Source organism: Neobacillus terrisolis (assembly GCF_051233475.1).
Classification (GTDB): domain Bacteria; phylum Bacillota; class Bacilli; order Bacillales; family Cytobacillaceae; genus Bacillus_BU.
Map to the genome: position 1 here is coordinate 138,726 of NZ_JBKFGH010000004.1, position 23,552 is coordinate 162,277.

23 protein-coding genes are annotated in these 23,552 nt (G+C 38.9%); 16 read left to right on the forward strand and 7 right to left on the reverse strand.

Annotated features, from left to right (window positions below):
• Positions 1–45: 45 nt before the first annotated feature.
• Positions 46–1,323 carry a M48 family metallopeptidase gene (locus ACI48O_RS02775; RefSeq protein ID WP_435560176.1) on the forward strand — a complete coding sequence of 426 codons (1,278 nt, stop codon included), beginning with the start codon at positions 46–48 and terminating at the stop codon, positions 1,321–1,323.
• Between the two features lie 40 nt (positions 1,324–1,363).
• Here ACI48O_RS02775 and ACI48O_RS02780 read toward each other — a convergent pair whose 3' ends face one another.
• Positions 1,364–1,600, reverse strand: a complete 237-nt coding sequence (locus ACI48O_RS02780) for an IDEAL domain-containing protein (RefSeq protein WP_435560177.1) — start codon at positions 1,598–1,600, stop codon at positions 1,364–1,366.
• A 186-nt stretch (positions 1,601–1,786) separates the two neighbouring features.
• On the opposite strand from ACI48O_RS02780, the gene ACI48O_RS02785 reads away from it, so the two are divergent.
• Complete coding sequence (locus ACI48O_RS02785) at positions 1,787–2,353, forward strand: competence protein ComK (RefSeq protein WP_435560178.1); 567 nt, start codon at positions 1,787–1,789, stop codon at positions 2,351–2,353.
• Positions 2,354–2,420: 67 nt separating this feature from the next.
• Here the strand turns inward: ACI48O_RS02785 and ACI48O_RS02790 are convergent, their stop codons facing one another.
• The gene (locus tag ACI48O_RS02790) at positions 2,421–2,795 is read right to left on the reverse strand and encodes a YhjD family protein (protein WP_435560180.1); all 375 of its coding nucleotides are present in this window, start codon (positions 2,793–2,795) and stop codon (positions 2,421–2,423) included.
• Between the two features lie 206 nt (positions 2,796–3,001).
• On the opposite strand from ACI48O_RS02790, the gene ACI48O_RS02795 reads away from it, so the two are divergent.
• The 5 genes from ACI48O_RS02795 (at position 3,002) to ACI48O_RS02815 (ending at position 9,916) form a co-directional block, all read left to right on the forward strand.
• Positions 3,002–3,937, forward strand: a complete 936-nt coding sequence (locus ACI48O_RS02795; RefSeq protein WP_435560181.1) for an LCP family protein — start codon at positions 3,002–3,004, stop codon at positions 3,935–3,937.
• A gap of 123 nt (positions 3,938–4,060) precedes the next feature.
• Positions 4,061–4,678: a TVP38/TMEM64 family protein gene (locus tag ACI48O_RS02800; RefSeq protein WP_435560182.1), complete on the forward strand. Its 618-nt coding sequence runs from the start codon at positions 4,061–4,063 to the stop codon at positions 4,676–4,678.
• Between the two features lie 36 nt (positions 4,679–4,714).
• Entirely contained in the window at positions 4,715–5,269 is a 555-nt protein-coding gene (gene lepB, locus ACI48O_RS02805; protein ID WP_435560183.1) for a signal peptidase I, read from the forward strand.
• Between the two features lie 175 nt (positions 5,270–5,444).
• Positions 5,445–6,494: a 3D domain-containing protein gene (locus ACI48O_RS02810; RefSeq protein ID WP_435560184.1), complete on the forward strand. Its 1,050-nt coding sequence runs from the start codon at positions 5,445–5,447 to the stop codon at positions 6,492–6,494.
• A gap of 188 nt (positions 6,495–6,682) precedes the next feature.
• The gene (locus tag ACI48O_RS02815; protein ID WP_435560185.1) at positions 6,683–9,916 is read left to right on the forward strand and encodes a winged helix-turn-helix domain-containing protein; all 3,234 of its coding nucleotides are present in this window, start codon (positions 6,683–6,685) and stop codon (positions 9,914–9,916) included.
• A gap of 37 nt (positions 9,917–9,953) precedes the next feature.
• Here the strand turns inward: ACI48O_RS02815 and ACI48O_RS02820 are convergent, their stop codons facing one another.
• Entirely contained in the window at positions 9,954–10,598 is a 645-nt protein-coding gene (locus tag ACI48O_RS02820; protein ID WP_435560405.1) for a spore coat protein, read from the reverse strand.
• A 189-nt stretch (positions 10,599–10,787) separates the two neighbouring features.
• Here ACI48O_RS02820 and ACI48O_RS02825 point away from each other — a divergent pair, with 189 nt between their 5' ends.
• The 8 genes from ACI48O_RS02825 to fabG all read left to right on the forward strand — a co-directional run bounded on the left by ACI48O_RS02825 (position 10,788) and on the right by fabG (position 18,298).
• Complete coding sequence (locus tag ACI48O_RS02825) at positions 10,788–11,987, forward strand: substrate-binding domain-containing protein (protein ID WP_435560406.1); 1,200 nt, start codon at positions 10,788–10,790, stop codon at positions 11,985–11,987.
• Between the two features lie 256 nt (positions 11,988–12,243).
• Complete coding sequence (locus ACI48O_RS02830; RefSeq protein ID WP_435560407.1) at positions 12,244–13,020, forward strand: ABC transporter ATP-binding protein; 777 nt, start codon at positions 12,244–12,246, stop codon at positions 13,018–13,020.
• The gene (locus ACI48O_RS02835) at positions 12,995–13,702 is read left to right on the forward strand and encodes an ABC transporter ATP-binding protein (protein WP_435560186.1); all 708 of its coding nucleotides are present in this window, start codon (positions 12,995–12,997) and stop codon (positions 13,700–13,702) included. Before ACI48O_RS02830 ends, ACI48O_RS02835 begins: the two co-directional genes overlap by 26 nt.
• Positions 13,703–13,718: 16 nt before the next feature.
• Positions 13,719–14,579, forward strand: a complete 861-nt coding sequence (locus tag ACI48O_RS02840; RefSeq protein WP_435560187.1) for a branched-chain amino acid ABC transporter permease — start codon at positions 13,719–13,721, stop codon at positions 14,577–14,579.
• A gap of 6 nt (positions 14,580–14,585) precedes the next feature.
• Positions 14,586–15,605: a branched-chain amino acid ABC transporter permease gene (locus ACI48O_RS02845; protein WP_435560188.1), complete on the forward strand. Its 1,020-nt coding sequence runs from the start codon at positions 14,586–14,588 to the stop codon at positions 15,603–15,605.
• Between the two features lie 31 nt (positions 15,606–15,636).
• Positions 15,637–16,653 carry a 3-oxoacyl-ACP synthase gene (locus ACI48O_RS02850; protein ID WP_435560189.1) on the forward strand — a complete coding sequence of 339 codons (1,017 nt, stop codon included), beginning with the start codon at positions 15,637–15,639 and terminating at the stop codon, positions 16,651–16,653.
• Positions 16,650–17,546, forward strand: a complete 897-nt coding sequence (gene phaZ / locus ACI48O_RS02855; RefSeq protein WP_435560190.1) for an intracellular short-chain-length polyhydroxyalkanoate depolymerase — start codon at positions 16,650–16,652, stop codon at positions 17,544–17,546. The genes ACI48O_RS02850 and phaZ overlap by 4 nt, the downstream gene beginning before the upstream one ends.
• An 11-nt stretch (positions 17,547–17,557) precedes the next feature.
• On the forward strand, positions 17,558–18,298 hold the full coding sequence (gene fabG / locus ACI48O_RS02860; protein WP_435560191.1) for a 3-oxoacyl-ACP reductase FabG: 741 nt from the start codon (positions 17,558–17,560) through the stop codon (positions 18,296–18,298).
• A gap of 83 nt (positions 18,299–18,381) precedes the next feature.
• On the opposite strand, the gene ACI48O_RS02865 is transcribed toward fabG, so the two are convergent.
• The 4 genes from ACI48O_RS02865 to ACI48O_RS02880 all read right to left on the reverse strand — a co-directional run bounded on the left by ACI48O_RS02865 (position 18,382) and on the right by ACI48O_RS02880 (position 21,805).
• Positions 18,382–18,975: a class D sortase gene (locus ACI48O_RS02865; protein ID WP_435560192.1), complete on the reverse strand. Its 594-nt coding sequence runs from the start codon at positions 18,973–18,975 to the stop codon at positions 18,382–18,384.
• 8 nt (positions 18,976–18,983) lie between these two features.
• Entirely contained in the window at positions 18,984–19,943 is a 960-nt protein-coding gene (locus tag ACI48O_RS02870) for a processed acidic surface protein (RefSeq protein WP_435560193.1), read from the reverse strand.
• 96 nt (positions 19,944–20,039) lie between these two features.
• Positions 20,040–20,270, reverse strand: coding sequence for a hypothetical protein (locus ACI48O_RS02875; protein ID WP_435560194.1), 231 nt, complete (start codon positions 20,268–20,270; stop codon positions 20,040–20,042).
• Positions 20,271–20,419: 149 nt separating this feature from the next.
• The gene (locus tag ACI48O_RS02880) at positions 20,420–21,805 is read right to left on the reverse strand and encodes an amino acid permease (RefSeq protein ID WP_435560195.1); all 1,386 of its coding nucleotides are present in this window, start codon (positions 21,803–21,805) and stop codon (positions 20,420–20,422) included.
• 670 nt (positions 21,806–22,475) lie between these two features.
• Here ACI48O_RS02880 and ACI48O_RS02885 point away from each other — a divergent pair.
• Positions 22,476–23,435 carry a PucR family transcriptional regulator gene (locus ACI48O_RS02885; RefSeq protein ID WP_435560408.1) on the forward strand — a complete coding sequence of 320 codons (960 nt, stop codon included), beginning with the start codon at positions 22,476–22,478 and terminating at the stop codon, positions 23,433–23,435.
• The last annotated feature ends 117 nt before the right edge of the window (positions 23,436–23,552 follow it).

Here is a 23,552-nt window from a genome sequence, read left to right on the forward strand (position 1 = left end):
ACTAAATATAGTAATAAAAGGTTGTACAAAAAGGGGGAGTTGCTTATGGTGCGGAAGCTGGGGTTTTTTTCCGTATTACTATATGCCATATATGGATTGCTAGTTTATTTATATTTGTTTTATTTCGCGGATACAAGCCTGCCGTTCGAATATGAAGGAACAAAAGCCGACCCGGCTACATTCTTAAATGGAAGAGAACTTATGCTGACAGAGGAATATTCGAGGACGCGCAACTTGCTATTTTTCCTGTCAACCCCGCTTGAATGGCTCATTTATTTCCTGATCCTCTTGTTTGGGTTATCGAAAGCGTTTAAAGGCTGGGCAGAAACTTCAAGCAATTATTTAGTATTTCAAAAAGCCATTTATCTTTTTTGGTTATCCCTTTTTGCTTATCTTGCTACTTTCCCGCTGGGGTTCATTAGTTTTTCCTTATCGAAATCATACAATATCTCAACCCAATCCTTTCCGGCTTGGATGAAAGATGAGTTAATTGATTTCTGGATCAATTATGTCACGATGTTTGTCATTGTCGTCGTTTTGTATTGGCTAATGAAAAAAAGCACAAAACGATGGTGGTTATATAGCTGGTTATTATCCATTCCTTTTACTTTGTTCTTGATGTTTGTGCAGCCTGTATTAATTGACCCGCTCTACAATGATTTTTATCCTTTAAAGGACAAACAGCTCGAAGACAAAATTTTAGATTTGGCCAGCAAAGCAAAGATTCCAGCAGAGCATGTATTTGAAGTGAACATGGCCGAAAAAACCAATGCATTAAATGCTTATGTAACGGGGATTGGCTCCAATTCAAGGATTGTCCTGTGGGATACAACCTTGAACCGTTTGAATGATGATCAAATTTTATTTATCATGGCACATGAAATGGCTCACTATGTTGAAAAACATATTTATATAGGGATCGCTGGGTATTTGCTTATGAGTCTTATTGGTTTGTATTTAGTGCATCGAATTATGAACTGGATAATACCCAAATGGGGAAATATATTAAAAATAGAGTCTGTAAGTGATATTCGCAGTTTTCCACTTTTTTTATTGATTTTATCGATGCTAATGTTTGCCGCAAGTCCACTAAACAATCTTGTTTCCCGTTATCAAGAATCGAGAGCGGATCGTTATGCAATTGAAATGACTCAGAACAGTGAGGCAGCTATTGACTCTTTCCAAGAGCTTACCAAGGCTGGGCTTAGTCAAGTAAATCCGCCATTGTTGGTGAAAATTTTCCGTTATGGTCATCCAACTATGCTGGAGCGTATTTCCAGACTTGAGGAATACGAAATTCAACAAAAAAACAGACAACAGTAAAAAGCTCGAGCGCCTCGTTAAGGCGCTCGAGCTTTTCGTATTAAGTTCCAAATTGTTTATTAAGTTCGCGATATTGGGTTGATAAATGAATGAATGCTTCTTGGTTGCGGTCATCAATGGCTTGATCGATACGGGTTAACAACTTTTCCTTTTGTGAAGTTAAAAGCACCTCGGACAGTAACATTTCAATGTACAGTTCCAAAACAAAGGACTCGCCAGACTTTTGCTTACTCATGGCACCGGACTTCATTAACTCTGAATAGGATCTCTCTTTCATCGTAATCACCCCTGCAACCTTTTTACTATTATATGGAGTTTTAGGGAAAGAATCAATAAAAAATTTTGAAAATTTAAAAAATATTTTATCCAAATTATGAATAAATTAGCAATTTTTATAAAATTTAACTTATAAACGAGAATGAGATGGTAATATGAAATCAGACTGTAAAAAGGAGATGAAAAAATGAATAGAGAAAAAAAGAGGACGATGATCGATGAATATGAAATTAATCCGTGTACGATGATGATTATACCTACCATGTATGGAAGTAAAACATATTCGCAAATTGTCGAGCTAAAGGATGAATTTCTTTCTCCCTTTCGACCGATAGATATTATTAAGAAGAGTTGTCAATATTTCGGGTCTAGCTATGAAGGTCGGATAACTGGAACCAAGCAGCTGGTCGGAATCACCCACAAAGTACCAATCACCATTGACCCCACAAACTCCATCTATTTTTTTCCAACAACATCACCATTAAACATACAATGCATATGGATCTCCCATGAACACGTAGTGTCACATAAACGATTAGAGCCAAATACGACTCTCGTTACTTTCCGAAACAAGGAATCCTATATAATTCCTGTTTCGTATAGTTCCTTTGAAAACCAGCTGTTGCGAACAGCCTTACTACGGACAAAATTAATGCAACGAATTGAAGAAACGGAGCGCAATTCCTTTTATCTTTACCGTAAGCAGCGGTATTTTGAAGCATCCGAAGGCAACGGTGAGTACGGAAAGCATTAGGCATTATAAGAATGATTCAAGAAGCATGGACCGACAAAGGACATGCTTCTCTTTATTGGTGGGAATTTTATTTTGAAGCTCCTAAAGTATGGCGCCGGTATAAGTAATACTCAAGCAACTCTTGCACCTTATTACGGATTCGCGGGTTGAAATAGTTATGATGCTCCTCGTAGCCTTTGTAAAGGAACATAAACATTGTGAAGGCCTCGTCACGGTGAATTTCTTCCACTTTTAGTTGCTTTTGCTTCATTAGCCGCTTAACTTCAGCCATCTCTCTTTGGATCACCTTCAACGTTTCCTCTACTAATGCTGAGTAGGGTTTTTTTAGTTTGAATGGACTTTTATCAATGACAGTAAGGTCACGATTCAAAACGGTAATCACCATTGGCAAATAAATGGCTTTTTCCATCAAATCCCTTTCTTCCTCAGGTATTCTTGTCATAATCCCATTCTTCTCCTTTTAGAAAAATAGAACATTTGTTCGTTTTTATCATACAAAAAAACGAAGATGAAATCAAGATATGACTTTATTTTTTCCAAATGGGCAATTTTCTAAATTTTATTAAAAAATTCTGAAAAAAACAGGAAACCGTTGCTAAAACAAAGAAGTCATAACTAAAGAAAAAATAATACGAAAGGGCTATGACCATGAGGTATGAGAAAAACAAATTTAAAAAGAGAAGGCTGAAGAAAAAATGGAAAAGGGTCCTTTACTTATTTTTACTTCTAATCTTAGTTGGAACCATTTATTCTTATTATCAGTATAAACAAGGGCTATTAGTCTCGGGAGATAGGGATAGGGGAAAAAACAAGGAATACCATTTTAATGGAAAACGAGATCAATATGGAGGGGCGAACATTCTCTTAATCGGAAGTGATGCACGCGAAAAGGAAAATTCGAGAGCAGATACAATCATGATTGTTCATTATCACCCTGAAAAGAAGATCTTCAAATTGACTTCGATTATGAGAGATTCATATGTTGATATTCCTGGGCATGGTAAGAATAAGATAAATACAGCGTTTGCTTATGGCGGACCGGAACTATTGAGACAGACGATAAAGGAAAACTTCGATCTTGATTTACAATATTATTCGCTTGTTGACTTTCAAGGGTTTGTTCGTTTAATTGATGAGGCATTTCCAAAAGGCGTAGAGGTAGATGTTGAAAAAAGAATGGAAGAATATATTGATGTAACGCTTGAACCAGGGGCTCAAAGGCTTGACGGAGAGCATTTGCTTGGCTATGTAAGATTTCGTCATGATGCGGTTGGTGATTTCGGTCGGGTTCAGCGGCAACAAAAGGTCGTAAAAGAGCTGGCCAATCAGTTTGCTAGCATCGGCACAATCCCAAAGCTACCGAAACTAATTGGTGTTGTTACTCCTTTTGTAAATACCAACTTAGGGAAAGGTGATCTGATCTCAATTGGAACAGATTACATGACAAAACATGGGACAATAGAGACAATGCGGGTTCCGATTGATGGATCCTATACCGATATGCGCGTATCAGGAATTGGTTTGGTTTTAAATATTGATTTTGAGAAAAATAAACAAGCATTACATGAATTTCTAAAGGAGTAGCCTCTGCCAAGAGAAGGATTTTCTATTCGTCATAAATAAGTGTAGAATAAAGGTAAATGGAAGATGAAACCGAAATAAATCCTCATAATTTACTCAGCTTTGGTGAACAAGGAGATACTTTCAATGGATTTTGAAACATTTAAAGAATGGTTTACGATGGAAAATATTATGACGCTAATAAACGAATACCGATCATTTGGCCCGCTGCCGGGGATTTTGCTCCCTATGCTTGAGGCCTTCCTTCCGTTTTTACCGTTAGTGATATTTGTGATGGCGAATGCCAATGCTTTTGGACTTTGGTTAGGTTTTTTATTATCTTGGATTGGTGCCTGTGCAGGTGCTGTCCTAGTGTTTTTATTTTTTAGGAAGTTTGGACAACGAAGAATCTTGCAATTTTTACATCGGCATCCTAAAGTGGAGAAGCTGATGAACTGGATCGATCAGCATGGTTTTGGTCCGATTTTTCTTCTTCTTTGTTTTCCGTTTACTCCTTCAGCGTTAGTAAATATCGTTGCCGGTCTTTCAAATGTTAGTATAGCGCAATACATGCTGGCGGTGTTTACCGGTAAGATGGTGATGATCTTTACGATTAGCTTTGTAGGTTACGATCTTAACGCTCTGATTAAACAGCCTGTGCGAACCATCGTTGTTACCTTGGTCATTTTTATTCTTTGGTATGTCGGTAAAAGAATTGAAGTAAGATTGAATAAGAGCATAAAAAGAGAGCATACTGGCGGATAGAAAAAAAGGCAGATCGTAATGGATGGAGGAGATTTAATGAAGGAAGAGATTAAAAAAGAAAGTTTGGAGTGGATTAAAGCATTAGCGATTGGAATTATCATTTTTGCCTTCATTCGAACTTTTTTCTTTTCTAATTACGTAGTTGAAGGTGAGTCGATGATGCCGACTCTTGAAGATGGTAATAAGCTTGTAGTGAATAAAATTGGTTACCAAATTGGCGACTTAGATCGCTTCGATGTGATTGTGTTTCATGCTAATGAAAAAGAGGATTATGTGAAGCGGATCATTGGTCTTCCTGGAGATAAAATAGAATACAGAGACGATCAATTATATATAAATGATAAAAAAATAGATGAACCATTTTTGGACATATATAGAAGTGAAGCCCTCGGGGGACGCTTAACCGGAGATTTTACATTAACAGAGATCACGGGAGAGAAAACCGTTCCAAAGGGGAAATTGTTTGTGTTAGGGGATAACCGTCTTGGCAGTTGGGATAGTCGCCATTTCGGATTTATTTCGGTTGAACAAGTAGTAGGAAAAGTTGATCTCCGTTACTGGCCATTAGAGGAAGTAGCAGTGATATTTTAAAAATATAAAAAGCAGGGCAGCTGAGGCTGTCCTATTTTTTTACAAAAAACAGCCCTTCTCACCCAAAATTGGTGTTATTTTCCTGTTTTATGACAAAATAAGACGTATTTTTAATCCTTCTGTAACATTACTGGTACATATTTTTGATATAACTAGATGTATAGGAGGAGAGTGTATGCATCTGATTAAGCGTATGATTCTCGTAACATTTACATCAATGTTGTGCATTTCGGGTACTCTCGTTACTTATGCACAAACAAATACCTTACAAAATTTACAACAAGAGCTTGAACAAAAGGCTAATGAAAAGCAGACTGTAAATAAAGAAATTGAAACGATCCAAAAAGAAATGGAATCGCTTACTTCGTTTATATCGGAAAATAAGGAAGCGATGGCTGCTACTCAAAGTAAAATTACCGCTATGAATGAGCTGATTGAAAAGAAAAAAGAGGAGATCGTCATTCTCGAGGATAAGATTCTTAACCGTAAAGAGGTTATGAAGAAAAGACTTGTAGCTCTTCAAAATGATAATAATTTAAGTTTAGTTTTTAAAGTTTTAATAGAAGCGGAAAACTTTGATGACTTCGTTCAACGGGCTAATGCGGTAACAGTTCTGCTAAATGCTGATAATAATATTTTAGAAGCACAGCAGGAAGATCTTAAAAAAATTGAAGAAACCAAGAAAGAGATCGATCAGCAGCAAAAGGTGTTAGCAGAGGAACAGAAGGTTCTGGCTAAACAACAGGCTGAGCTTGAGTCTAACTTGCAAAAAAGACAAGCATCCCTAGCAGCGATGCAAGAAAAATACAGTCAAATTAATGAGGAAACAACGGATATCCAGGCACAGTTAAACGCGGCTCAAGAAGCGATTCGAATCGAACAAGAGGCCAACAATCGGGCAATTGGAGCGGGTAATGTACAAAACACGGCTGCACCAGTAGGTCAAGAATTGTATGTCACTTCAACAGCATACAGTCCGGAAGAGTCTGGGGCGTTCACTGCACTTGGCTATAATATTAAAGCAAACCCATATATGAAATTAATAGCGGTTGATCCTTCGGTTATTCCATTAGGAAAAAAAGTATGGGTCGAAGGATATGGCGTTGCCATTGCAGGGGATACAGGATCTGCAATTAAAGGGCATAAAATTGATGTGTTAATGCCTACGCATGCCGACGCCTTATCATGGGGCAGAAGAACAGTTAAAATAGTCATTTTAGAATAGCAATAGGGCTTGGGGAATTTCCTCAAGCTCTTTTGTATTTATTAATAACTTTTTATGAACTTGGCTAAGGGGACAGAAAAATAATTTTACAATATATTACAATTACCCATCTCCTATTTCGAGCAATTTTTTATGGGCTATATGTTACGATAATAGGAATATTTCGATAGTTGAAAGAAGGGTAAGGATTGAATTCTATTCCGCTTATTCAAACAAAGATCATAATTCCTGCCATAAAAAACACCGATCTTCGTAGAGCAAAGCTGACAAAAAAATTAAAAGCAATCAATAAATACCCGTTAACAATTGTTCATGCTGGAGCAGGATATGGAAAAAGCACTGCATTGGCTCTATATGTTACAGATGAAAAAATGAAAAGCTGCTGGTATTCGATTTCGGCAATGGATGATGATATTCTGCCGTTTTTATCTTATTTGCTTGCGTCGATTCGGACAAACATTCCTGAATTTGGAATTGAATTAGAAAAATATATAAGTGAAATGGACCGTTACATTCGCGAGCAAGAATTAAATCTTTTAGGTTCGATGTTTATTAATGAGGTACTTTCTATAAAACAGGATATGATCGTTATTCTTGATGACTTTCAGCAAATTGGTCATTCCAATACCGTAAATCGTTGGATGGAAATTTTATTGGACCACATCCCAGTCAATCTCCATCTGGTGATCATTTCAAGAAGCCGTCCCCCGTGGAAGCCGCTCATGAGGATGAAGGCTAATGGGGCTGTTTTAGAAGTAACGAAGGATGACTTAGTGCTTTCCCAAGAAGAAGTAGAGTTGTTGTTAAATGAAAATTACGGAATGACATTGCCACAAACGGAGTTAAGTCGGATTTATCAACTGACGGAAGGCTGGGTTATAGCTTTAGGAATGATTGCAGGTCAAAGTGAGCATTACCAGTCATTAAGTGGTGAGATTGGGCAGCATTCTCGATCTTTGAAGGATTTGTTTCAATATTTAGCTTTGGAGGTTTTCGAAGCTCAGGAGGAAACTATACAGGAATTTCTTGTTCAAACTTCTATTCTAGAGGATATGACAGAAGAAATATGTAATGCAGTTCTACAAATCAATCATTCAAAAAAAATACTTTCCGAGTTGCATCATCAAAATCTGTTTATCCAAAAAATATCGGAAGAAAAGTATCGTTATCATACTCTATTTAAGGAATTTTTAGAAGAGCGGCTTTTAGCAAATCCGGGCTATTGCTTTCACTCTTTAAATAAGCGGGCCGCTCGATTTTTTGAGGAGTACGATTTGTTCGAGGAAGCCCTGTTGCATTATGAAAAAATAAATAATACACCTGAAATTGCCCGGGTTTTAAGGGAAAAAGGGATGTTATTGCTCGAAAGCGGGAAGCTTGAAAGCTTGCTTGAACGGTTAGTCCGAATTCCTAATCCTGAAAAAGATTTATCTTGGATACTCTGGTTTTTACAGGGAGAAATTCACCGCTACCGTTCGAATTATAAAGAAGCTGAGCATTGCTATCAGCGGGCCATTTTGATAGCAGAAAACCAGAACGATATCATCGGGAAAAGCAAGGCACTCGAGGGAAAAGCGCGAATATATTTAGATACGATTCAGCCCTATCATGCTGAACGTATTTTATATGAGGCGATCCAATTACATGAAATGAATGATCAAGGTTCTGAACTGGAAATGGCTAAATTATATCACTTACTTGCTGAAAATTTAATCAATCTTGGACATGGTGCAAAAGCTGAAAAATGGCTGCACAGGGCCAAAACCCTCAATGTTCCGATTGATGACGGAAATTTGGAGGCAAGATTGTACTTGCGGACCGGAAGATTTGAAGCAGCTAGAAAGATATTGTTGTCTACTGAAAGGGAGGAGAACAATGAAAAATCCTTCTTGCCTCAGTCTCATCGTGAAACCGAGCTTCTCCTGTCTTTAATAGCAGCTTTAACCGGAAATGGAGAAAAAGCAAAAAAATTGGCACAAGCAGGGATTCGCCATGGTTTAAGTAAGAAAGCTCCATTTGTTGAAGCATGTGGATGGATTAGGATGGGACATGCGGTCCAACTCATTCATAAATACGATTTGGCTTTAGCGATAAATTGTTACGAAACAGCACTAGAGATAATGGACCAGCTTCATGTTGAAAAGGGGAAAGCAGAAGCATTAATGGGACTCTGTTATTTATATGGAAGTAAGGGGGACTATGATCGAGCACACCAAACCGGAAAATTAGCTTTGCAGGAAACTGATAGAGTAAAGGATGTTTGGTTATCGTCTCTTATCACGATTTGTATGGGCATTGCTTCTTTTTATAGCGGACGTTCATCTGAAGCGCTTCAGTTTTTTGAAAAGGCCGACATATTGTTTCAACAATGTGGAGATGATTACGGGGGCATGCTCAGTCATTTTTGGCTCGCCTATCTTCACTTTCATTTAGGACAACAACAACTCTTTCTCGTTCATTTTTCTCATTTTTTAAAAACAGTTGAACGAGAGGGATACCAATTTTTTCTGCTTAACCGGACGATATTTGGCCCACGTGACATGCAAGTGTTTGCGCCATTATTAATTGAAGCGCAAAAAAATCAGCTTGCTCCTCATATTATTGTAAGGCTGTTTCAAGATATGAATCTTATCCAAACCGAATCGCATCCTGGTTATACATTAAGAGTTCAAGCCCTCGGAAATTTCCGGGTTTGGATTGGTGAAAAGGAAGTAGAGGAACGAGGTTGGCAAAGAGGAAAAGCGAAAGAACTTCTTCAGCTATTGATTACGAATAAGCGACAACTTTTACCGAAGGAAGAAATCTTTCAGCAACTTTGGCCGGGCCAACAAGAAAAAAATGCTGCTCGAGATTTTAAAGTTGCCTTAAATGCTTTGAATCACGTGCTTGAACCAAATCGTAAGGCAAGGGCAAATTCATTCTTCATTATTAGAGAGGGCTCTTCATATGGAATGAATCCGAATGCTGGTTTAGAAATAGATACGGTATTCTTTGAGCAGTTCTTGATTATGGGATTAGAGGAAAAAGACATCGATAAAGCCATGGAATATTTAAAAAAGGGTCTCAATTATTATACAGGCGATTTCCTACCTGACCGCCGCTATGATGACTGGTGCATTCAAGAGCGAGAAAGGTTATTAAGGTTTTTTTTACGAGGAGCGGAAAAGCTTGCCCAATTAAGTGTTCGGAAGGAAAATTATGACGCTGCGATTGATTGGTGTTTGAAAATTGTAAGTAAGGACCGAACGTGGGAAGAGGCCTACCGTTTGTTAATGTACTGTTATTATCGGAAAAATAACCGACCACAAGCGATCAAGTGGTATCAAAAATGTTGTGAAACGCTTGAGGATGAACTCGGAGTGGCACCGCTTGAACCGACTGTAAATATGTATGAAATGATTATGAGTGCCAATTTGGATTAACCTAAAGCTCCGGGTTTTTAAACCCGGAGCTGATTTTTTAATGAGGCATATTGTAATTATTGGCTTGTATTTGTGGGCTTCCTTGGGCTGGTGCAAAAGAATTAACGATTTGCATCATGTCTTGCTGTGAGAACTGTGGAACTTGATAGTTGTGGTGCTTGTTTTGGTAGATGGAAAGTTCATACGCCATTTCAATGCAATTTGGAATGGAGTCAGCCAAGACACGACGAACAACCGGATTAGTCGTTTCTAACGATGCCATTGTTTTAGCAGATGCCAGACTTTTGCAAGAGGATAGCAAACAACCAGCTACAATTTCCTCAGACATTTCCATCTCGGACTGGATCGGCTTTTTCGGTTGTGTAGGAGTTAATCCATATATAAAATCATTGTTTTGATTCATTTTGTAGCTTTGCGTTGGTTGAGCTGGATCCTGTCCTGATTTAAAGCAATCTAACGTAATATTGTATTCGTTTTGGGTAAATTGGTATTGACGATCAATTATATCAAGGAGTTCTGAATCTTTAACATATTTTCGTAATAAAGAGTATTGATTTAAAGCCCCAATTGTACCGGATAAAACTTCATGCACATCGATTACTTCATGTCCACCATGATTCAACTGTTGAGGAATATTCCCCGTATGCATATTCATATGTGTTTGGTTCGGATTATTTTGCATCATCAACTATCCCTCCTGAAAAAAATCATTAACACACGTCTTATTATGTTTTGTTTGAAAAAAGTTATGCGTGGATGTAACTGAATTGTAACTCCCCTTTTTTATGATTAACGTACAGCTTGGATCGACTTGGTGAACTAAATATCAAGGGGGAAGAGAAAATTGAAAGCAAAATCCCGCAGTCTAGCAATGGTCAGTTTACTAGCCGTTTTAATGATTTTCACCAGTGCATGTAGCTCAAATAAAACTGGGATTGATTCCAATAATAAGGGAGCTAACAAGGAACCGATTAAGATCGGTGTTCTTGCTTCGCTAACGGGAGGATTGGAATCATACGGAAAACAAACGCTTCGAGGGTTTGAATTAGGGCTTGATTATGCAACCGATGGAAAGATGGAGGTTGCCGGACGCAAAATTGAATTTATTACAGAAGATACCGAAACAAAACCTGAGGTAGCTGTTCAAAAAGCGACAAGGCTATTAGAAGAGGACGAAGTAGATTTTCTAGTTGGTTCATCAAGTTCAGGTGATACGCTTGCTGTATTACCACTGGCTGAAGAATACGAAAAAATAATGATTGTTGAACCGGCCGTAGCGGATAGTATTACCGGTTCAGAGTTTAATCCATATATTTTCCGAACAGCCCGTAACTCTTCACAGGACGCGGCTGCCGGGGCTGCTGCCATTGCCAAAAAAGGAATAAAAATTGCCACGCTTGCACCTGATTATTCGTTTGGACGTGATGGGGTAGCGGCATTTAAAGAAGCAGCAGTAAAGCTTGGAGCGGAAATTGTCCATGAGGAATATGCCGATCCGGCTGCAACTGATTTTACATCAAATATTCAAAAAATCATCGATGCAAAGCCCGACTATTTATTTGTTGTATGGGCTGGAGCGAATTCACCATGGAATCAAATTGCTGATATGAAGGTACAGGAAAAAGGGATAAAAATTTCAACAGGTGCACCTGATATTGCTGCTTTAGCAACGATGGAGCCATTAATTGGCATGGAAGGATTTACGGTTTACTATCATGATCTTCCTAAAAATGATATTAACAAGTGGTTGGTAGATGAGCACAAAAAACGGTTTAACGGTGATGTTCCTGATCTATTTACTCCTGGGGGGATGAGCGCAGCGCTTGCCATAGTTGAGGCGTTAAAGAAAACAGAGGGGGATACAGATTCTGACAAATTGATTGAAACGATGGAAGGAATGAGCTTCGATACACCAAAGGGCAAAATGACATTTCGTCCTGAGGATCATCAAGCCCTGCAAGCTCTATACGCGATTAAGTTAGAGAAAAAAGATGGTGTGCCTTATCCCGTACCAGTGCTAATCCGCGAATTATCACCAGATGAAACAGAACCACCGATTCGCAACAAATAAGGCATTTTTATTGGGCTACGTTTAAGAACAATGTTGATTGGAGCGGAAGGTGCGAGACTCCTGCGGGAGAAGGTGTCACGGGAGACCCCACAGGCGCTATGGCGCCGAGGAGGCTCCCGGACTCCCCCGCGGAAAGGGAGCACCTAGAGCGGAAATCAACAGCCCAATATAACAGGGCCTTTTATTTAAAGTGAACTTCGGCAGTTGCAATGCCGAAGTTCATTCGTCTATTTTTTTCAGGAAGGAAGTGATTACTCTGAAGACCATCATTGAAACAAAGGATTTATCAATCTCCTTCGGGGGCCATACAGCAGTAGATGAAGTTTCGATCAAAGTCCCCCAAAATCACTTCAAATCCATTATTGGACCAAACGGCGCAGGAAAAACAACGTTTTTTAATCTGTTAAGTGGGCAGCTTCAACCGACAAAAGGAAAAATATTATATCACGGCAAGGAAATTACAAAAATGTCAACGACTGAACGAACGCGTCTTGGTATCGGCCGCTCCTTTCAAATTACAAACGTATTTCCTAATTTAACCGTCCTTGAAAATGTACGCCTTGCGGTTCAATCACAGGCGGGGATTCGCTACAACGTGATTCATCACTACAAAAAATATAAGCAATTTGAGGAACAAGCTATTCAATGGTTAGAGCTGGTACTGCTTTCGAGCAAAAAAGATTCAATTGCGAGCAACTTGGCCCATGGTGAAAAACGCAAGCTTGAAATTGCTATGTTGCTTGCATTAAACACGGAGGTATTGCTTCTTGACGAACCAACCGCTGGGATGTCGTTAGAAGAAGTACCGGTCATTCTTGAAGTGATCAAAAAAATAAAACAAGACGGGAATCGAACGGTCATTTTAATTGAGCACAAGATGGATATGATCTTGGAACTATCAGATTCGGTCATGGTTTTGTTTAATGGCCGATTACTCGCGGATGGAACTCCGATGGAAATAATTGAAAATCAAACAGTCCAATCAGCTTATTTAGGAGGGTTACACGATGAGCGTCCTCTTAAAGCTAGATAAAGTAGAAACCTACATCGGACAATTTCATATTTTACAGGGAGTTTCATTTAAGGTGAATAAAGGAGAAGTAACGGTACTGTTGGGACGAAATGGTGCTGGAAAAACCACTACCTTAAGAACCATCATGGGTTTAAATACAGCCTCTAAAGGGTCTATTTTATATAAGAATGAAGAAATCGGGCGGCTGGCAACTTATTCAATTGCTCAGAAAGGGATCGGTTATGTTCCGGAGGATCAAGGAATTTTTGCAAATCTAACTGTAGAAGAAAATATGAGGGTAGCAATGCGAAATGAAACCGATGAAACGAAAAAACGATTGTTTTCTATTTTGGAACTCTTTCCTGACTTGAAAAAGTTTTGGCGAAAGCAAGGCGGTTTGCTAAGTGGAGGTCAGAAACAAATGCTGTCAATTGCCAGAGCCTACGTGAATGAAAACGATCTGCTTCTTATTGATGAACCTAGTAAAGGATTAGCTCCTATAGTGGTTGAAAAGGTCATGGAATCACTCATTAAGCTAAAGGAAACCTCGACGATTATTCTTGTCGAACAAAATTATATGATGGCAAGTAATGTTGGGGATCGTTTTTATATTCTAGACGATGGCCGAACGGTCCTTGATGGCAAAATGGATTTGCTTAAAGAAGATGCTCATTTAAGACAAAAATACCTCGGGATTGCCTAAGGAAGGAGGAGAAGGAATGGAGGTATTCGTTAATCTCACTCTGAACGGTTTGGCAACCGGAATGCTGATCTTTTTATTAGCGGCGGGGTTAACCTTAATCTTTGGCCTTATGGATGTTCTGAATTTTGCTCACGGCGGATTGTTTGCATGGGGGGCCTATAGCGGAATCTGGGTTTATTCTGCTACAGGAAGCTTTATGGTTGGAATAATCGGTGCCATTTTTACCGGATTTGTTTTAGGTTTTATAACGGAAAAATGGATCATTAAGCCGGTGTATGGGAACCATGTGCAGCAAATTTTGATTACGCTTGGATTAATGCTGGTTTTATCAGAAATGCTGAAGGTGGTTTGGGGACCTAACCAGATTTCAGCTGCTCCGCCCGATTATTTAGTTGGGAGCTGGGAAATTGGGGAAATTGTCATTATCAAATATAGGGTTTTTATCATATTGGTGGGTCTACTGATTTACGGTCTTGTTCAATACACTCTGAAAAATACAAAGATTGGTTTAGTTGTCAGAGCCGGTGTTATGAATAAAGAAATGGTGCAGGCATTAGGAATTAATATTCAAAGGGTGTTTATGTTTGTTTTTATGGTCGGTGCAGGGATGGCGGCCTTAGGTGGCATGTTATTCGCCCCATATTCCGGAGTTATTTATGCTGATATGGGGATGGAGTTTGCGATTCTTGCTTTCATTGTAGTCGTCATTGGTGGGATGGGCAGTTTTTCTGGCTCTATTTTGGCCGCGGCTCTTGTAGGATTGTCCGGTTCATTTATGGCTTATTTTCTACCGGATTTAGCACTAGCAGTCAATATGCTGCTAATGGCGATTGTATTAATTTTTAAACCACAAGGTTTGTTCGGATTGAGGGGGTGATATCGCTTGCAGCTAATCAAAAATAATCGTTCCAGCTTGTTTCTCCTCATTTGTGGGATCGCTCTTCTCATTCTTCCATTTATTTATGAATCCCGTAGCATGCTCATTTTACTCTCGCAAATTTTTATATTTTCTATTTTTGCAATGAGCTACGATTTATTGCTTGGATATACCGGAATTGTCTCATTTGGGCATGCGATGTATTTTGGGATCGGTGCTTATACGGTTGGGATTTTAATGAAGAAATTCGAACCGACGGTTTTCTATTTGGTCTTAGCCATTGTCATTACGATGATCTTGTCAGCTGTTGTAAGCTGGATCGTTGGCATATTATCGCTAAGGCTGAAAAGTCATTATTATGCGATGCTGACGCTTGCCTTATCTGGTTTGTTTTTAGTAGCTGCGGAAAAATGGCGCACGTTGACATTTGGAAATGATGGCTTTACCTTTCGAGTCCCTGATTTATTAAAGGATCGTACCGATTTTTATTTCCTTTGCTTAATGGGTGTGTTGCTTGTTTTTTCATTATTAAAACGGTTTACGAATTCTCCGGTTGGCAGAGTTCTTCAAGCCATTCGCGAAAATGAAAAAAGGACGGAATCACTGGGTTTTCATGTTATCCATTATAAAATCATCGCAAGTATAGTAGCTGGTGTCATTGCCGGTCTTTCAGGGATTCTTTACGCAGTGTCACTCCGATTTGTGAATACAAGCGTTTTTGCGATGGACATTACGCTTGATGCTTTGTTAATGACGATCATCGGAGGTGTTGGAACGCTTATCGGCGCAATAATCGGGGCAGGATTAATCGAGTTTGCCCACCATTGGTTGACGGAGTTAGCAAAAACTCACTTGATTTTTGAAAGATGGATTATCTTTTTCGGAATTATTTACATCTTAGTTGTTATGTTTTTCCCACTAGGGATTGTTGGGACGCTTCGGATGAGAAGGATAAAGTTCAAGAGTAAGAGACGTACTCCACTTAAACAAGATCAAAAGGTATCAGTGGAGGATTTACAAGGGTGATGATAAAGACAATAGGGTGAGGTGGAAGCCGATGACAATAGGGATTGTCAGTACGGGAATTTATTTGCCGAAACGGACGATGACGGCAAAGAAAATTGCGGAAAAGGCCGGTATTCCAGTGGATGTTGTCGTAAATAAAATGGGGATAAGACAAAAGTTTGTACCTGGCCTTGAAGACCATACGTGCGGAATGGGTATTGAAGCTGCAAAAATAGCTATTGAACGTAGTGGAATAGATCCAGCAGAAATCAATGTAGTTATTTACATTGGTGAGGAGCATAAAGAATATCCGCTCTGGACAGCAGCTATCAAGCTTCAAGAGGAAGTAGGTGCTGTACACGCTTGGGCATTTGATGTGGCCCTTCGTTGTGGAACGACGATCATGGCGCTAAAGCTCGCCAAATCATTGATGAATGGTGATCCAGCCATTAATACTGTTTTACTTGCTGGTGGCTATCGAAATGTAGATTTTATTAATTATGAAAATAAACGGACTAGGTTTATGTTTAACCTCGGTGCTGGTGGCGGCGCTATTTTATTAAAAAAGGGCTATGATTCTAATATTGTTTTAGAAACGGAAATTATTACCGACGGTTCTTTTTCCGAGGATGTAGTTGTTCCTGTTGGTGGAACCAAAATTCCGCTTTCAAAGGAAAATTTAGACCTTTATAGGTTGGATGTAACAGATCCCGAAGGAATGAAGCAGAGGCTTGAACAAAAATCGATGGATAATTTTTTGAAGGTAATTCGAACCTCATTGCAAAGAAGTGGGTACCGGGAGCAGGATATTTCCTATGTTGGACTACTTCATATGAAACGTTCAGCTCATGAGTATGTACTGTCGGAGCTCGGCTTATCCTTGGAACAATCGATTTATTTGGAGGATTATGGGCATATTGGCCAAATTGACCAAATTCTATCTTTAGAACTTGCTGAAAGGGAAGGGAAAATTAAAGACGGTGATGTGGTAGTCCTCGTAAGTGCCGGAATCGGCTATGCCTGGGGAGCAACAACGCTTCGTTGGGGAAGGATGGGTGGAACCGATTGACTAAAATTAGCCTAAAAAAAGTACCATTACCGAATGGAGAAACAATAGCCTATCGGGAACGAGAGGGGGGCGTGAAAAAAGTCCTGTTGATCCACGGAAATATGACCTCTTCAAAACATTGGGATTTAATTTTAGAGAATATGGATTCTGATTATAAACTTATTGCGCTGGATTTGCGTGGGTTTGGTGAATCCAGTTATCGCCAGCCAATATGGTCGCTGAAGGATTTTGCAGATGATGTAAAGCTGTTTGTTGATGCGATTAAGTTGACAGACTTTTCACTGGTAGGCTGGTCAACTGGTGGAGGGGTGGGCATGCAATTTGTTGCAGATTATCCTGGATATACAAAAAAACTGGTGCTTCTTGATTCAGTTTCTACTAGGGGTTATCCCATTTACGCCGCAAATGATTTAGGCCTTCCAGATCCAAACAAACGGTTAACCACGTATGAACAAATTAAAGCCGATCCGCTAAGGGCGATTCCGATCCAGGCCGCATACATTCAAGAGAATCGGGAGCTCCTTAAAGCAATTTGGAATGGGGTGATCTATGACCGAAATCAGCCTGAACCTGAACGTTACGAGGAATATGTTGATGACATGCTAACCCAGCGAAACTATGCTGAAGTAAACTATTCACTTAATACGTTTAATATTAGCGCTATTCATAATGAAGCAGCAACCGGAACAAATCAGGCGAAAGAGATTACCATCCCGGTTCTTGTACTACGAGGTGAGCATGACTTAGTTATCACGAAGGAAATGGCACAAGAGATTCTCGTTGATCTTGGACAGAATGCAAGGTTTGTGGAATTGAAAAATTGCGGACATTCACCGTTAGTTGATGATTTAGTTCAGTTACTGAGTGTGATTTCAGAATTTCTAAATGAATAGGAGTGGGAATAATGAGATTATCCGGAAAAGTGGCGATCATTACAGGTGCAGCAAGTGGTCTTGGTTCGGCGGCAGCTGAAATTTTTGCAAAAGAAGGAGCAAGTGTCGCGATCGCGGATTTCAACGAAGAAATAGGGAAGACACGTGCGCAAGAATTAACCGATCAAGGGCATCGGGTTGCCTTTTTCAAAGTAAATGTCGCCGATCAAGACAGTGTAAATACAATGGTGAAGAATGTTTTAGATATGTTCGGCCGAATTGATATTCTCGTTAATAATGCCGGAATCACAAGGGATGCGATGTTGGCAAAAATGTCACTCGAAAATTTTCAAAAAGTTATCGATGTAAATTTAACAGGGGTTTTCCTTTGTACACAGGCTGTGGTTCCGACGATGGTGGCCCAGGGAAGCGGAAAGATTATTAGTACTTCTTCTGTTTCCGGGGTATACGGAAATATTGGGCAAACCAACTATGCAGCGACAAAGGCGGGCGTTGTTGGGATGACGAAAACATGGGCAAAGGAACTTGGTCGTAAAGGAATCAATGTCAACGCGGTTGTCCCTGGGTTTATCGAAACAAGTATGACAGCGACAGTTCCAGAGAAAATATTAGATTCAATTCGAGCGACCATTCCGTTAGGACATCTCGGAAAACCAGAGGATATTGCCAACGCTTATTTATTTCTTGCTTCACGAGAATCGGATTATGTAAATGGAACAACATTGCATGTGGACGGTGGGATTATGATGTAAAAAGCAACGGAGAATTTCAAAAGCAGCATTCTGAATTAAAAATAAATAACCGAATGAAAAAGAGGCTAACGATGTGTCAGCCTCTATTTTATTTGAGCCAAGTTTTGTGAAACTAAATCAGCAACAAGAATGTACCGTTTTGGGGCATTGCCAATGAAACCAAAGGGATAGCAGGTTGTTACGGTTAACGTGCTTTTTGGCCTTGGAACAATAACAGTCCGGTCATGTTGGTCAACGATTCTAACTTTCTTGATTTTGTATAAAAATTGACCAATATCTGTTTCGACAATAAGCTCATCGTTAACTCCAACATCCCCAAGTCCGCGAAACACAGTATCCCGATGCCCAGACAAGACCGAATTATTGTGATCGCCGGGCAAAACACTTTCCTGAAAATGACCAACACCTTGTTTCAATACCTCTTGACTGGTACCCTCAAAGATCGGCAGTGATCGGTTTAATTTCGGAATGGTTAGGGTGCCTATTTTTTCACCTGAAACAGGCTTTTTCTTGTACAATTGGTCTTGCTTAATCGGTTTAGTTGCTTGGTTGAAGTCATTAGGTGAAATCTCAGGTATGGTCTGGGTTGATATCCCTTTATTCAACCAATAAAGATTATGGATTACCACTATCACACCAATCAACATCACAACCAGTGAAATTCTCTTCTTCCACATATTTGTTATTACGCTCTTTCTACCCTTTTACTAAACCGAAAGTACGCGAAACCACCTGCTATAAGCAATAAACCAAGAATAATATTTAACCCAAACGGAGAAGCGGTATCTGGCAACTTTGCATCGTGTAATTTTGTTGTTAATTCCCCGGCCATATCGCCAACTTGTGCTAAATTTTCGCCTGCATCAACGACAAAGTCAGAGCCCAGCATATCTTCTGAAAGCTGCATATCAACTAACAAATTGCCATCAAGATCAGTGAGTTCAATGAACAGACTTTTGCCATTTAGAGTTTCAAGCTTTACTAATTCAGCGTAGCTGATGGCTGTTTTTGTCCCATCAATGAGGTAGAAATTTGCTTTTAGATGGAAGGCTGTAAGCATTTCTTCCCATATATTAAGCAATTGCTGCTGCTGTTCCTCGCTAAGTGTAGCAGGGTCCTCGATATCCATAAAGGGTTCAATTTTTGCCATAATTCGTTCCATTTCCTGTTCCAACACAAGCTCATCTAAGGACATTAGGTGAGTGAATAGCTTATCTACTTCTTCTTCGGTCAATCCTATTTTAGCAAGGAATTCCTCTACTTCTGCCAATTCTTCGTCATTATTTAAATAGTAGTCAACTGCTATGGTCAGGTCTTCTATAAAATGATAATCTTCTAAGCTTTCCCCGAATTCACCTAACAAGCTTTGGAGTTGTTCTTTCGTCAAATTATACGTTTGCAGAAGCTCATTAAGATTTTCATCGGTAATCGGTGTACCCAGCATTCCTCGTAAATCTTCAATCGTTTCAAAATCATCTAATGTTAGTTCATAGAAAGCTAAATAATCTTGTAATTCACCCATCGTCCAGTTCATTTCAGCTAACATTTGATCAACTTCTTCTTGTGGTACTTGGGCAAAAACCATGTGACTAGCACCCATAAATGTAAAGAAAATAGCTAATAGAGTTTTTAAAACAAATTTCATCTTTATCCCTCCAATAATAGGTCTGTGATGTATTATTTGGAGGGTGTGGAATTTTTATGCAAATAAAAATGACTCCTCAAGGGAGCCAATCAGTTTTTAAGGAGCTGTTTTTTCGTTATATTCTTCCATTATACTTAGGCACATTCCAAAACCGAAAAGCACCATGGAGGCTATCATGACCCCAATCCCAGCAGCTGATAATAGATAAGGCTCTCCTGTGAAAACGGTTACAAAAATTCCTGTAAAAAACAGAGCCATTCCAAGTATGATTCCAAAGGTTGCTGCCTTCTTAAAGTTTTCTAAGGTTTTAACATGTTCATTTATCATCGGTGATCAACCTCCCTTTACTGAATATTCTATCAATTGTCACGAAATTGTCAAACTTTTTTGTGGAAAAAGTGGAAGCTGACCTGTTGGTGAAGAATACACGAATTCAAAAAAAGCAGCATTGGGATCACAACCCAATGCTGCTTTTATTAACCCACTCGTTCTTGTAAATCTTCTTGTTTTCCCCTTTTGTGCAATCCTTTACCATAATAAAAGACGACTAAAATACCCAACCATAGCGGTCCAACAATCAAAGCGATTCTTGTATCAGGGAAATATGCCATTAACCCTGCGACTAATATTAAGAAGGCTAATGAAAAATATGAGGTGAATGGATAAAGCGGCATTCTATATTTTAAACCCTTTGCCTGATCAGCAGTTAATCCTTTACGATAACGCATTTGTGATAATAAAATCATTGACCATGTCCAAAGCGCACCAAAGGTAGAAATGGCTGTTACCCACGTAAAAACCTTTGCTGGGACTAGATAATTAAGAACGACTCCAACTAAAAGTGCACCGGCTGTTGCTAATACCGCGAAGCTTGGAACACCGTTTTTATTCAATTTCCCGTAAGCTGGAGGTGCTTCACCATGTTCGGCCAGGTTATACAGCATCCGAGCGGTGCTGAAAATCCCACCGTTGCAAGAAGAAAGGGCTGCAGTTAAGACAACAAAGTTGATAATTCCCGCTGCGGCAGGAATGCCTAGTTTGTCAAAAGTTAATACGAACGGACTCCCTTTGACACCAATCTCTGTCCATGGGTAGATAGACATGATCACGAACAATGCGCCAACATAGAATACAAGAATTCGCCAAAATACTGTATCAATTGCTTTTGAGAGTGTCTTCTCCGGATTTTTCACCTCACCGGCGGTAATGCCGATCATCTCAATTCCTAAAAAGGCGAACATAACCATTTGCAATGACATTAATACACCAGTCACTCCGTTTGGAAGCAGACCCCCGTGCTTCCAAAGATTGCTGATACCTGTTGCCATGCCTCCATTTCCAAATCCAAAAATAATCATCCCGAGACCTACGACAATCATAAACACAATCGTTATTATTTTAATTAATGCAAACCAGAATTCCAGTTCACCGTACGCTTTTACCGCCATGAAATTGACAGCTGACATAATGACTAAAGCGGCTAGCGCCCATATCCAGCGAGGAATTTCAGGAAACCAATATTCCATATAAATACCTGCTGCTGTTATTTCGGCCATACAAGTAACAACCCATAAAAACCAATAATTCCAACCTGTTATGTATCCTGATAATGGTCCTAAATAGTCTCGTGCATACTGACTGAATGAGCCTGCAACCGGTTTTTGAATCGCCATTTCACCAAGTGCTCTCATAATAAAAAACATGATCATACCAGCAAATGCATAGCCTAATATAATTCCTGGTCCCGCCAGTTTAATAGCAGAGGCCGATCCTAGAAATAGCCCGACGCCAATTGCTGCACCTAATGACATAAGGGTGATGTGTCTTTGTTCCAAGCCTCTGTGTAGTTGATTCTTTTGCATTGCGTTCTGCCCCCTTTTATTGACATTCATTTCGTTGCAAAAATCCATAAAAAAATTTTCTCATAAAAGCGTATTTGCCTACATATGTTATTTCTCTTTGTCACATTAAAAGTTAAAATAAGAATTACCTAATTACGTTTCGGAAAGATTTAAACTATTCTAGTTTAAAAGAATCCCCTTTCTTTGTATAGTGTGGTAACGCTTACAATTTACCTTTCATTTTGTAAACACAAAGTATTTACAACTTTGTGATATAAATTTAACATAATAGTGAACATTTGCTTTTGTGAAAATATAAAAATATTTTAATATACTTTTGTTTAGTATTACAAATAAGTTATTAAATTCACAAACTTTTAAGGGCTGTTTCAATACTGACAAGTGTCAGAAAGGTTTGATTCATAAAATGGTAAATGATCCTTTTCGTGCCAGCTTTGATAGTTTAGAAGATTTTGCGGATATCGTTAGTGAGGCACTGCAATGTCCGATTACGATTGAAGATGCCAATCATCGACTGTTGGCCTACAGCACACATGATGAGAGAACGGACAAAGCAAGAATTGCTACCATTATCGGTCGCCGTGTCCCCGAGAAGGTGATCAACAATTTATGGAAGGAAGGGGTCATCCCATCCTTATTAAGTAGTCGTGAGCCAATACGTGTTAAAACAATGGACGACATTGGCTTAGGCGATCGAGTAGCGGTTTCGATTTGGAAAAATGTAGAAGTACTTGGATTTATTTGGGCATTGGAAGTTGATAAGACGTTACAGGAAGAGGATCTGATCTTACTTAAACGTGCTGCGGCAGCCACGAAAAATAAACTTTTACAAGTACAGAATCGCAAAAATAAGAAAGAAGAGAGATACCAAGAGTTTTTCTGGAAACTGCTTACCAGCCATTTGCCTTCAAATGAAGAGATTATTTCGCAGTTTCATACACTGCAAATAACACCTCCTTCACAATATGTTGTTATGGTGTTTCAATTTTCTCAGGAAATAACGAGAGAGGAAGAAAAGCAAATCGCTTATCTTTTAAAGACAAGTCAGCAGCCTAAATTCTTGTTATATACAATCGATCACTTTCAGTTAGTTTTATTCATCTCGCTTAACCAAATCGATCAGCCAATCAAAAAGTTAAATGATTTTTGCGAACTATTTGTAAGCAAGATGGAAGAACGTTTCGGAATTGAATCGATTGTTCAAGGTTTCAGCGGAATTTACAGTGACTATCAAAAAATTGAAAAGGCCTATCAAGAAGCATTATCGGTACTATCAATGAAAGAAAAATTTCCTGCTGAAATAAAGAACATTCATAGTTATCAAAGTTTGGGAATTTATCAATATTTTGATGTGCTGCTGGAAAAACGACTAAAAGATAAATATGAAAATTATTCTTTGAAAAAGCTTCATGAGTATGATCAAAAATGTAACAGTGAGCTGGTTGAAACACTTGAAGAGTTTCTTAACAAGGATAGTAATGTTAATGATGCAGCTAAAGCGTTAAACATTCATACGAATACACTGAATTATCGTCTAAAACGAATAGCAGAAATCGGCGAAATTAATTTAAAAGATGTCAATCAAAAACTTACCTTATACCTAGATTTAAAGCTTGAGAAGTTTTTATAAAAGAAAATAGGGTTATCACCCGTTTGTGTAATTCCACAAAAAGAGCTTTCTTCTTTCTCCTTTCTTAACAAAGAAATTTCATTGTGAATCTTTTATTCTTAAGTCACAAGGATTCTA

Excerpts from the sequence above, each read along its gene's own strand:
- ACI48O_RS02785 (WP_435560178.1), top strand. The coding sequence starts at position 1,787 with ATGAATAGAGAAAAAAAGAGGACGATGATCGATGAATATGAAATTAAT.
- ACI48O_RS02780 (WP_435560177.1), bottom strand. The coding sequence starts at position 1,600 with ATGAAAGAGAGATCCTATTCAGAGTTAATGAAGTCCGGTGCCATGAGT.
- ACI48O_RS02840 (WP_435560187.1), top strand. The coding sequence starts at position 13,719 with ATGGAGGTATTCGTTAATCTCACTCTGAACGGTTTGGCAACCGGAATG.
- ACI48O_RS02870 (WP_435560193.1), bottom strand. The coding sequence starts at position 19,943 with ATGAAATTTGTTTTAAAAACTCTATTAGCTATTTTCTTTACATTTATG.
- ACI48O_RS02810 (WP_435560184.1), top strand. The coding sequence starts at position 5,445 with ATGCATCTGATTAAGCGTATGATTCTCGTAACATTTACATCAATGTTG.
- ACI48O_RS02885 (WP_435560408.1), top strand. The coding sequence starts at position 22,476 with ATGGACGACATTGGCTTAGGCGATCGAGTAGCGGTTTCGATTTGGAAA.
- fabG (WP_435560191.1), top strand. The coding sequence starts at position 17,558 with ATGAGATTATCCGGAAAAGTGGCGATCATTACAGGTGCAGCAAGTGGT.
- ACI48O_RS02790 (WP_435560180.1), bottom strand. The coding sequence starts at position 2,795 with ATGACAAGAATACCTGAGGAAGAAAGGGATTTGATGGAAAAAGCCATT.
- ACI48O_RS02825 (WP_435560406.1), top strand. The coding sequence starts at position 10,788 with ATGGTCAGTTTACTAGCCGTTTTAATGATTTTCACCAGTGCATGTAGC.
- ACI48O_RS02775 (WP_435560176.1), top strand. The coding sequence starts at position 46 with ATGGTGCGGAAGCTGGGGTTTTTTTCCGTATTACTATATGCCATATAT.
- ACI48O_RS02880 (WP_435560195.1), bottom strand. The coding sequence starts at position 21,805 with ATGCAAAAGAATCAACTACACAGAGGCTTGGAACAAAGACACATCACC.
- ACI48O_RS02820 (WP_435560405.1), bottom strand. The coding sequence starts at position 10,598 with ATGCAAAATAATCCGAACCAAACACATATGAATATGCATACGGGGAAT.
- ACI48O_RS02875 (WP_435560194.1), bottom strand. The coding sequence starts at position 20,270 with ATGATAAATGAACATGTTAAAACCTTAGAAAACTTTAAGAAGGCAGCA.
- ACI48O_RS02795 (WP_435560181.1), top strand. The coding sequence starts at position 3,002 with ATGAGGTATGAGAAAAACAAATTTAAAAAGAGAAGGCTGAAGAAAAAA.
- ACI48O_RS02850 (WP_435560189.1), top strand. The coding sequence starts at position 15,637 with ATGACAATAGGGATTGTCAGTACGGGAATTTATTTGCCGAAACGGACG.
- ACI48O_RS02865 (WP_435560192.1), bottom strand. The coding sequence starts at position 18,975 with ATGTGGAAGAAGAGAATTTCACTGGTTGTGATGTTGATTGGTGTGATA.
- lepB (WP_435560183.1), top strand. The coding sequence starts at position 4,715 with ATGAAGGAAGAGATTAAAAAAGAAAGTTTGGAGTGGATTAAAGCATTA.
- ACI48O_RS02835 (WP_435560186.1), top strand. The coding sequence starts at position 12,995 with ATGAGCGTCCTCTTAAAGCTAGATAAAGTAGAAACCTACATCGGACAA.
- ACI48O_RS02800 (WP_435560182.1), top strand. The coding sequence starts at position 4,061 with ATGGATTTTGAAACATTTAAAGAATGGTTTACGATGGAAAATATTATG.